At 42.6% G+C, this 7,913-nt stretch carries 8 protein-coding genes and 1 pseudogene; 4 read left to right on the top strand and 5 right to left on the bottom strand.

Annotated features, from left to right (window positions below; genetic code table 11):
- The 5 genes and pseudogenes from LZ23_RS10855 to LZ23_RS22610 all read right to left on the bottom strand — a co-directional run.
- Positions 1–191, bottom strand: a 191-nt coding sequence (locus LZ23_RS10855) for an AAA family ATPase (RefSeq protein WP_045214092.1), incomplete at its 3' end; no start/stop codon positions are given.
- A 195-nt stretch (positions 192–386) separates the two neighbouring features.
- A complete protein-coding gene (locus LZ23_RS10850) occupies positions 387–1,067 on the bottom strand; it encodes a hypothetical protein (RefSeq protein WP_052507317.1) in 681 nt (226 codons plus the stop codon).
- Between the two features lie 133 nt (positions 1,068–1,200).
- Complete coding sequence (locus tag LZ23_RS10845; protein WP_045214090.1) at positions 1,201–1,449, bottom strand: DUF2442 domain-containing protein; 249 nt, start codon at positions 1,447–1,449, stop codon at positions 1,201–1,203.
- An 11-nt stretch (positions 1,450–1,460) separates the two neighbouring features.
- Positions 1,461–1,730, bottom strand: a complete 270-nt coding sequence (locus LZ23_RS10840; protein ID WP_045214088.1) for a DUF4160 domain-containing protein — start codon at positions 1,728–1,730, stop codon at positions 1,461–1,463.
- Between the two features lie 335 nt (positions 1,731–2,065).
- A pseudogene (locus LZ23_RS22610) lies at positions 2,066–2,806 on the bottom strand (transposase); the annotation flags it as partial.
- Positions 2,807–2,971: 165 nt separating this feature from the next.
- Between LZ23_RS22610 and LZ23_RS10830 the strand changes: the two are divergent.
- The 4 genes from LZ23_RS10830 to LZ23_RS10810 all read left to right on the top strand — a co-directional run bounded on the left by LZ23_RS10830 (position 2,972) and on the right by LZ23_RS10810 (position 7,911).
- The gene (locus LZ23_RS10830; RefSeq protein ID WP_198145967.1) at positions 2,972–4,237 is read left to right on the top strand and encodes a site-specific integrase; all 1,266 of its coding nucleotides are present in this window, start codon (positions 2,972–2,974) and stop codon (positions 4,235–4,237) included.
- Entirely contained in the window at positions 4,234–5,208 is a 975-nt protein-coding gene (locus LZ23_RS10825; protein ID WP_052507315.1) for a tyrosine-type recombinase/integrase, read from the top strand. The genes LZ23_RS10830 and LZ23_RS10825 overlap by 4 nt, the downstream gene beginning before the upstream one ends.
- Positions 5,205–6,221, top strand: coding sequence for a tyrosine-type recombinase/integrase (locus tag LZ23_RS10820; RefSeq protein ID WP_045214085.1), 1,017 nt, complete (start codon positions 5,205–5,207; stop codon positions 6,219–6,221). Before LZ23_RS10825 ends, LZ23_RS10820 begins: the two co-directional genes overlap by 4 nt.
- 321 nt (positions 6,222–6,542) lie before the next feature.
- A protein-coding gene (locus LZ23_RS10810) for an IS3 family transposase (protein WP_157493195.1) occupies positions 6,543–7,911 on the top strand; the annotation gives its coding sequence in 2 pieces (ribosomal slippage) (positions 6,543–6,877 and positions 6,876–7,911; 1,371 coding nt in all).
- Positions 7,912–7,913 lie beyond the last annotated feature (2 nt).

Here is a 7,913-nt window from a genome sequence, read left to right as displayed (position 1 = left end):
TCCTTTTTACCCTGAAAGGCAGCCTTGATGGTACTTATAAGCAGACTTTTGCCAAACCTGCGCGGCCGGGAAAGAAAATAATATTCTCCTTCCTGGGTCAATTGTTTGATAAAGCTGGTCTTATCAACATAATAATTATTGTTGGTAATCAGCTTCTCAAAGGTTTGAATTCCTATGGGCAGTTTTTTCATATTTTGGTCCTGGTTTGAGCAAGTTCCCAATTAGCCATTAATTTTGAACTGGCCCCAAGTGCTGGACAGTTAAGCGGCACTATTATGACATTGCTCCTGCGGTTTTCTTCAATCATCTTTACATTTCGCGTTTGACGCGAAATGTAAAGATGATTCCATGGGAATGACAAGGGTAAATGAGTATACTGCTGATTATTACTGCACAATCTTTTGTTTCACTTCATCTATGGTCTTGGTGTCTTTTATAATCTTTTTGATTTCGCTTAACCTCTCAAGGCTTTTAATTCGGCTGATTTCAGGGATCAGACGCAGACCATTTTCTCCAAAGTTAACTTCCATGAGGTCTTCAATGCCTTCTAATATCTCCTCCTGCCTGCCCAGCTGCCTGCTTTGTTGCCTTCCCTGTTGCATTCCCTGTTGCATTCCTTTTTCCATGGCTATTCTTTCTATACTTGTCACGTATTGCACTTTATTCTCCTCCTCGATTTGGCGTATATCTTCAAATATTTGTGTCTCAAGATTATCTGGTAAGCGAATCAGCCAGTCCAGAACTGAAAACAGATCCAGAATCCTCTTGCGTTCCCAGCCTCTAACAAACAGAATCCGGATGAGCCTTATCTTGGCAGCGTAGCGTTCCATTGGCTTATTTCGGGTCTGCCTTGTCAGCAGATGGGCTGCGGTTACCAGAGCAAAAGCATTGTCAGATTCCAGAAGATGCTCCAACTCAGGTTCCCAGTCCAGAAGCTTAACCACTGGAAAATCCAGTCTCATGCGGCAGCCAAAAACTTCATAACCAAAACTGTCAGGCCTCCATCCGATATTATCATCTGCCAGCACAGCAAGACTGGCCAACGGCCGGGCATAACGATCAAGCAAACGATAATGGCAGGTGAATATCCGCTGCGTAAAAAACTCTTCAGGGCCTCCCTGTACCTCAACATGAATGCTGATGAAAACTTAACACTGCCTGCAAAATTATTTTTGCAGGCGCACCATAGTAGACAGGAAATCAGGACTGAAGAGGTTGAGAATAATCATAAAGGGTTTCTGGAGCTATATCGATGTTTCCAGGCCATACAACGGTTCCATGTCTGACAGTTGCACACTCAAATATTGCCTCTTTTTGTAAAGTAATAAATGGCTTTTTCTTAAGAAAAGGCTTCATGTCGAAGAGTCGCGTTTCTCCATTTTCAAACTCCAATTTTAGTTGAAAATTATTATTTACATTCACTTTTATTACATCCAGCAATTCATTCATAGTGCACCTCTCTATTGTAGAGGGGAGATTCTAAATGGTTCTTCACCATTTACGGCAAGCTCCCAGTTAGCCATTAATTCATCATGGTGAATCTCAATCCATGCCTGTACCAGCTTAAGTTGTTTTGGAGGAAACTTACCCGCTAATATTAGACCATCTTCAATAGAAATTGCAGCCTTGTTTCCTTGATAGCGCACATGTATATGAGGGAGATTGTGCCTGAGGTTGTCCTCATAAAAAATGTAAACAATTATTCCGTAAAACATGCTTATTGTGGGCATTGGCAGTCCTTAAAGAAATTTTTCAGAATGAGCCTTTCATTGCATCAATTGATTTATTTTATGTTTAGCACTACAGCGACACTTTTTTAGCTGCAAGGGGACTGGCTCTTTTGCCGCTAGATAGTCCGGTCGTTTTAGGGTTTAAGGTCGGCAAAAGTGTCTGTCCCCGGTGCCCGTTGTTAGCGCTTGTCACTTTTTCCTCCATTCTGAGATTGTTAATACCCATTCGTTTCCCTCCATACTGCTATGAGATTTTTCAACACAGTTAGACTGTAAAATGTTCCCACCCTTAAGGCAGGAGGAAAAAAATGGGCATGTGGTGCTAAAAGTTCATCTCAAGAATTACCCAATCTCTTCATAGAAAAAACATCCTCAATTCCGCCAATGGGAGTAAATTTCCGTTCGTCCTTTGACCCCAGCAGGTGCTTTACCTGATCAAAGAGTTCCTGCACAAAGTTTTTCCCGCCAATTACCCCTGAATCGGTAAAATACCGGCACCTATACCTGAAGCGCTCGATCCTGGAAATCTTATAACCCTTCTTTCTGGCTTTCTCAACTGTCTTTTTGTCCATGACCTTACCTTTTCCAGCATCAACAGCCCCTGTCTCATATACAAACTGTCTGTATTTGCGGACAATCTCCTTGGGATCAAACTCGTTCCATTCCTTCATCCCAAAGTCTATGGACAGCAGGCCGTCTTTGTTCCCGGTCTGGGTATGATAACCTAAAGAACACCAGCGGTAATCTTCGGGTTTCTTCACGATCCCGGCCCGGATGGGATTTAAGTCCACATAAGCCAGAAGATTAACCAGCCTCAAACCATCCTGGACAATCATACTTTTAAACCTGTCTCCCCAGAAGAAACCCCTCCGGCCATATTTTTTATTGAAATACCTGGTAAATCCCTGCTTGATATCCTTCACATAAGCCCCCAGGTTGGTCAGCCTCTTGCGGTAGTCTGAAACAAGCACCCCGGTCACACTAAGCTCATCACCATAATACTTCTGCAGCCTCTTCTTGATTTCATCATCCGAAGGCTCGGATTCAGGGTACATGCGGATTACCAGGTGGAAATGTTATGTGAAGTCCTGAATTATGTGAAGTTGACTTCCTCTTCCTATTTAAACCTTCTTAAATCCAGCCTTTTTCCAGTCAACATTTCAATATCACTACACATAATCCAATGCTATTAAGATGACCTATATTCCCTGAAAAACGGGGAAAAGGAGGTCATTATGGCATTGGAAGCTTTTTTTTGTTGTCCGCAGTCAGTCAGCAGACTACAAAATGGTCCCTTGGCAACATTTGTAGAAGGCTTTCTTGATTTTCTCCTGAAGAGCGGATTCAGTCATTATACTACTCAAAAACATTTAGGCTACCTATCTCACTTAGCTGCATATTTGCATGCTGTAAATCCTAAACATAGAGATAAGATCACAACCAAAGAGGTTGAGTTATTCTATCAGGAATATGCCATATCTTGTCGTCACCGCAGTTCTGTTGAAAAGCATCTCCTTGATGTCAGACATTCAATTAATAGATTCATTGACTACCTTGATAAAAGTGACCTCTTTGAGCGCCAAGATAATCATTATCCATTTCAGGATATCCTTCGAGCCTACCTGAACTGGATGCGTGATCATCAGCATGCTTCTTCAGGTACTTTGAAAATTCGAGAGCACGGTATCAGACAATTCCTTGATTGGCTTGGCACAAAAAAAATTTCGGCAAGCTTGGTAGGAATCAATGTTGACATAATCGAGGAATTTTTTCTTATTTATTCTCAGCGTAAAGATATTGGCCGAGCAGCACGTCGGTCAATGCAATCCGCCTTACGCACCTTTTTAAGGTTTTGTTTTCAAAAAAAGTACATTGACCAACAGCTTGATCAGGCTGTTCCTACTTTACGTACTTATAAATTATCCACAGTGCCTCGTGGCCTGACTGAAAGCCAAGCACAAAAAGTACTTGATGCGATTGATCGCAGCAATTTTGTCGGTCTTAGGGACTATGCTATTCTGCAACTCCTTAGCACCTATGGTGTCCGTGGCGGGCAGATACGGGCCTTAAGCCTTGAAGATATCCACTGGCAGAATAACCAGATCCTCTTCAGGGCCTTGAAGAATGGCAAAGATATACTTTTGCCTTTGACCTCAAATGTTGGCCAGAGCCTGATAAACTACCTTCAAAAAGCCCGTCCGACTTGCATGTTTCCTGAAGTCTTTTTGACATCCAGAGCGCCTTATCGTCCTTTTATTCACTCAAATGCTCTTTCCGCCATTGTAGACCGCCGAATCAGGGCGGCAGATATAAAAATTCACAGTCAAGGCGCTCATGCATTCAGGCATGGCTTGGCCACTCGCTTGATAAACAATGGGCATGCCGTCAAGGATATAGCCGATATTCTTGGCCACCGACATCTCTCCACGACTTTTATTTATACCAAGGTCGATTTCAACACACTGAAACAAGTTGCTCTGGAATGGCCCACGGAGGAACAATTATGAATACTTTCAATTTTTCCAGTTGCGTGGCCAAAGAAATAGAACGTTTTATCAGTTTGCGCTGCCTGTCTGGCACTGATTATAAATCGCAATCCCGTCTTCTGTGGTATTTTGATAAATTTCTCAGCGAACAAAATATTAAAAATCCGTGTATTACAAGGCAGGTAATCGACAACTATCTGAGTACTCTCTCTCAGCTATCACCACGATCTCAAGAAAATAGATTCAGCGTAGTCCGTCAAGTCTGCAAACATATCGCCTTACGCAATCCCCAAAGCTATATCCCTGATTCGATAAAAATGACATCCTCAAAAAGAGCTTACTCCCCATATATCTTCAGCCACGAAGAAATATGCTCTTTATTGTCTGCTGCCTCTAACCTGCCCCCCCTCAATTCTTTAAGACCAAAAACATATTCTACTTTGATAGGGCTCCTTTATAGTACCGGAATGCGTATCTCGGAAGTGATCGCCCTGAACCTGGAAGACTTCAACTATATAGATAAATGGATTTATGTAGCAGAAAGTAAATTTCGTAAAAGTCGCTTCATAAACCTAAGCGTTTCAACATGCAAAGCCTTACAAATATATCGGGAGAACCGGCTTGGGATCAAACCTCAGCCTGCAGATTCACCTTTATTTATCAATCAGCGCCTCTCCCGTGTAAATTATAACACAATCAACTGTACATTTAAGGCCTTGCTTAAGAAGTGCTGTATTCCTTCCAAAAACCATCATTCTCCGCGAATACATGACCTTAGACACACTTTTGCCGTACACCGCCTGTTGCTTTGGTACAGGGATGGACAGAACGTTAATGCCAGACTTCCAGGATTGGCCACTTACATGGGGCACGTTGATATCAGCTCAACACACGTTTACTTGAAGCCAACAGCTGAATTGCTCGGCGAAGTCAATAGCCGTTTTCACAATTATTTTTTTAATGAGGTCTATAACCAAGGGAGAATATCATGAATTATCCAATTGGATCATTTATAAAAAAGTACTTTTCTCATTATCTGCCAACTCAGAAAGGCCTGTCAAGCAACACTATTCTGGCTTATCGCGATGCAGTAAAGCTTCTGCTTTGTTACGCAGCAGACATCCTTAACAAATCTGTAGCTGAATTATATGTTGAGGATATCAATGAATCTTGTGTGCTTAAATTTTTAGACTGCCTGGAGATGACCAAAAAATGCTCTTCAAGAACACGTAATGCCAGACTTGCAGCGATTAAAAGCCTATTTGCCTTTATTAGCCGAGAAGAACCTGTTTTGATAATTCAGTGCCAGCAGATCCAATCCATTCCTCTGAAAAGGACTAAATACCGGCTTATTCAGTATCTCGAAGAAAAGGAAATGCAGGCCATGCTGAACGCTGTGGATATCAACTCTTCAAACGGAACCAGGGATCAAGCTCTGCTGCTATTGCTGTATAACACTGGAGCCCGGGTTAGTGAAATTGCCGGAATTAAGCTCAATGATTTACAGCTTAATGGTTCAGCCCAGGTTAAGCTTATGGCCAAGGGGAAAAAGGAAAGAAGCTTTCCCTTATGGCCAGAAACAGTGCTTGCACTTAAAAACTATATCAAAACGCGTAGTCCTAAGCACATAAATACGAATTCTGTTTTTCTTAACAGCAACGGGCTACCTGTTTCTCGTTTTGGAATTCGTTACTTGGTCAGGAAGTATGGACTATTAGCGCAAGAAAAACTGCCATCAATGCCTGTTGTCACCCCTCACATGATCCGACATACAACAGCAATGCATCTATTAAGAGCTGGTAATGACATTAATATGATCAGCTACTGGCTTGGTCATGTCGACATTAATACAACCCATATTTATGTAGAAATCGACATGGAGATGAAACGCAAGATGCTTGATAATCTTGAAAGTCCTTCCGCTAGCGCTGAAACTCCCTGGCAAAAGCCGGATATTTTGGATTGGCTCGATCAGTTGAAAAATCGCTTGAATTATGTGGAGTAAATTATTTAAGATAGGATGAAAAAATATGGGGAAGACAATGATTATGAACAACTACTTCACATAATTCAGGACTTCACATAACACATCTTATGTGGAGCTCCACATAAGAAATGGTTGCCCATAAGGGCGAATCCAAGCACATCAACGAAATAGAACTGTCCTCTGTGCCAATGAAAGTGAGACACCGACCACTTGAATAATTAAGCAAGGGCGGATAAGGTGAATCACATGATGTATACAACAAAAGAACACAATGTCGGCAGTGGATTGAATCTCAAGTCAGTTGAGGACCCTTCCCCCTCCCGGGAGGGGGAAGGGCGGATCGGCCAAGCTAATCCTGAAGTTTTACCAAAGAAAAAGCGCAGGTATTATACCACAAAGTATAAGCTTCGTATCCTTGACCAGGTTGATCAATTGTCCGAACAAGGCCAGATTGGGGCCTTTCTGCGCAAAGAAGGCCTCTACTATTCAACAATCAGCAGGTGGCGCAAGCAAAGAGAACAGGGGGCCTTTCAAGGGTTATCCGGAAAACGTGGTCCAAAAGAATCAAAGAACAAGCAAGAAGAAAAGCGTGTCCGGGAACTTGAACTGGAAAATACCAAGCTTAAAAAAGAACTGAAGAAAGCTGAGACCATAATCCAGGTTCAAAAAAAACTTCAGAGATACTGGAACTTATGGGCATCGGGAGCAAAGCATGAACGCCGCCATGGAGTTAAGCCAAGCCATAGGCAGCACTAAAGATGCCTGTGATGCTTTGCAGGTCCCAAGAGCTTCTTTTTACAGGTTCTTTGGACCTGAGAAAACCACAGAGCAAAGACCAGAACCACCTCTGGCTCTTAGTGAACAAGAGGAGCAGGTGGTCCTTGATACCTTGCATTCTGAACGTTTTCAGGATCTTGCGCCTGCAGAGGTCTATGCCACGCTCCTGGATGAACAACAATATCTGTGCTCGATACGGACCATGTACAGAATTCTGGATAAACACCAGGAAGTCAAAGAACGAAGAAAACATGTCAGCCGGACACATTATGTTAAACCAGAACTTTTAGTCACAGGACCAAATCAAGTCTGGTCCTGGGATATCACCAAGCTTAAGGGGCCAAGAAAATGGACGTATTATTACCTCTTCGTGATCCTGGATATCTTCAGTCGCTACGTTCCGGGATGGATGGTTGCAGAGGCCGAAAATGCATCCCTGGCTGAGCAGTTCATTGCTGAAACCTGTGATAAACAAGGCATTATCAAGGATCAGCTAATCATTCATGCTGACCGTGGGTCAAGTATGAAAGCTAAATTGGTAGCAGAACTTATGGCTGATCTTGGGATAACCAAGTCCCATTCAAGGCCGTACAACAGTAATGACAATCCGTATTCAGAGGCCCAGTTCAAGACAGTAAAGTATTGTCCAAAGTTCCCTGAAAGATTCGGCTCAATCCAGGATGCACGTTCTTTTGGACGAGAGTTTTTCCCTTGGTACAACTATGAACATAAACATGGGGGCATAAGCCTTTTAAACCCATCACAGGTTCATCACGGACAGGCCGAACAGGTCATCGCCTTCAGGAATCAAGTGCTTTACGAGGCATATCTGAAAAATCCAATCAGGTTCAAAAATAAGATGCCGCAACATCCACCTCTGCCTAAAGAGGTCTGGATCAACAAGCCGGATAATACAAAAAATAGTGCTTAAAT

Origin of the sequence: Desulfonatronovibrio magnus (assembly GCF_000934755.1) — a bacterium.
Classification (GTDB): domain Bacteria; phylum Desulfobacterota; class Desulfovibrionia; order Desulfovibrionales; family Desulfonatronovibrionaceae; genus Desulfonatronovibrio; species Desulfonatronovibrio magnus.
This window is presented reverse-complemented; position numbering and strand designations above follow the sequence as displayed.

Bases quoted from the DNA above. Each gene is read 5' to 3' on its own strand.
- LZ23_RS10845 (WP_045214090.1), bottom strand. From the start codon at position 1,449: ATGAATGAATTGCTGGATGTAATAAAAGTGAATGTAAATAATAATTTT.
- LZ23_RS10840 (WP_045214088.1), bottom strand. From the start codon at position 1,730: ATGCCCACAATAAGCATGTTTTACGGAATAATTGTTTACATTTTTTAT.
- LZ23_RS10825 (WP_052507315.1), top strand. From the start codon at position 4,234: ATGAATACTTTCAATTTTTCCAGTTGCGTGGCCAAAGAAATAGAACGT.
- LZ23_RS10820 (WP_045214085.1), top strand. From the start codon at position 5,205: ATGAATTATCCAATTGGATCATTTATAAAAAAGTACTTTTCTCATTAT.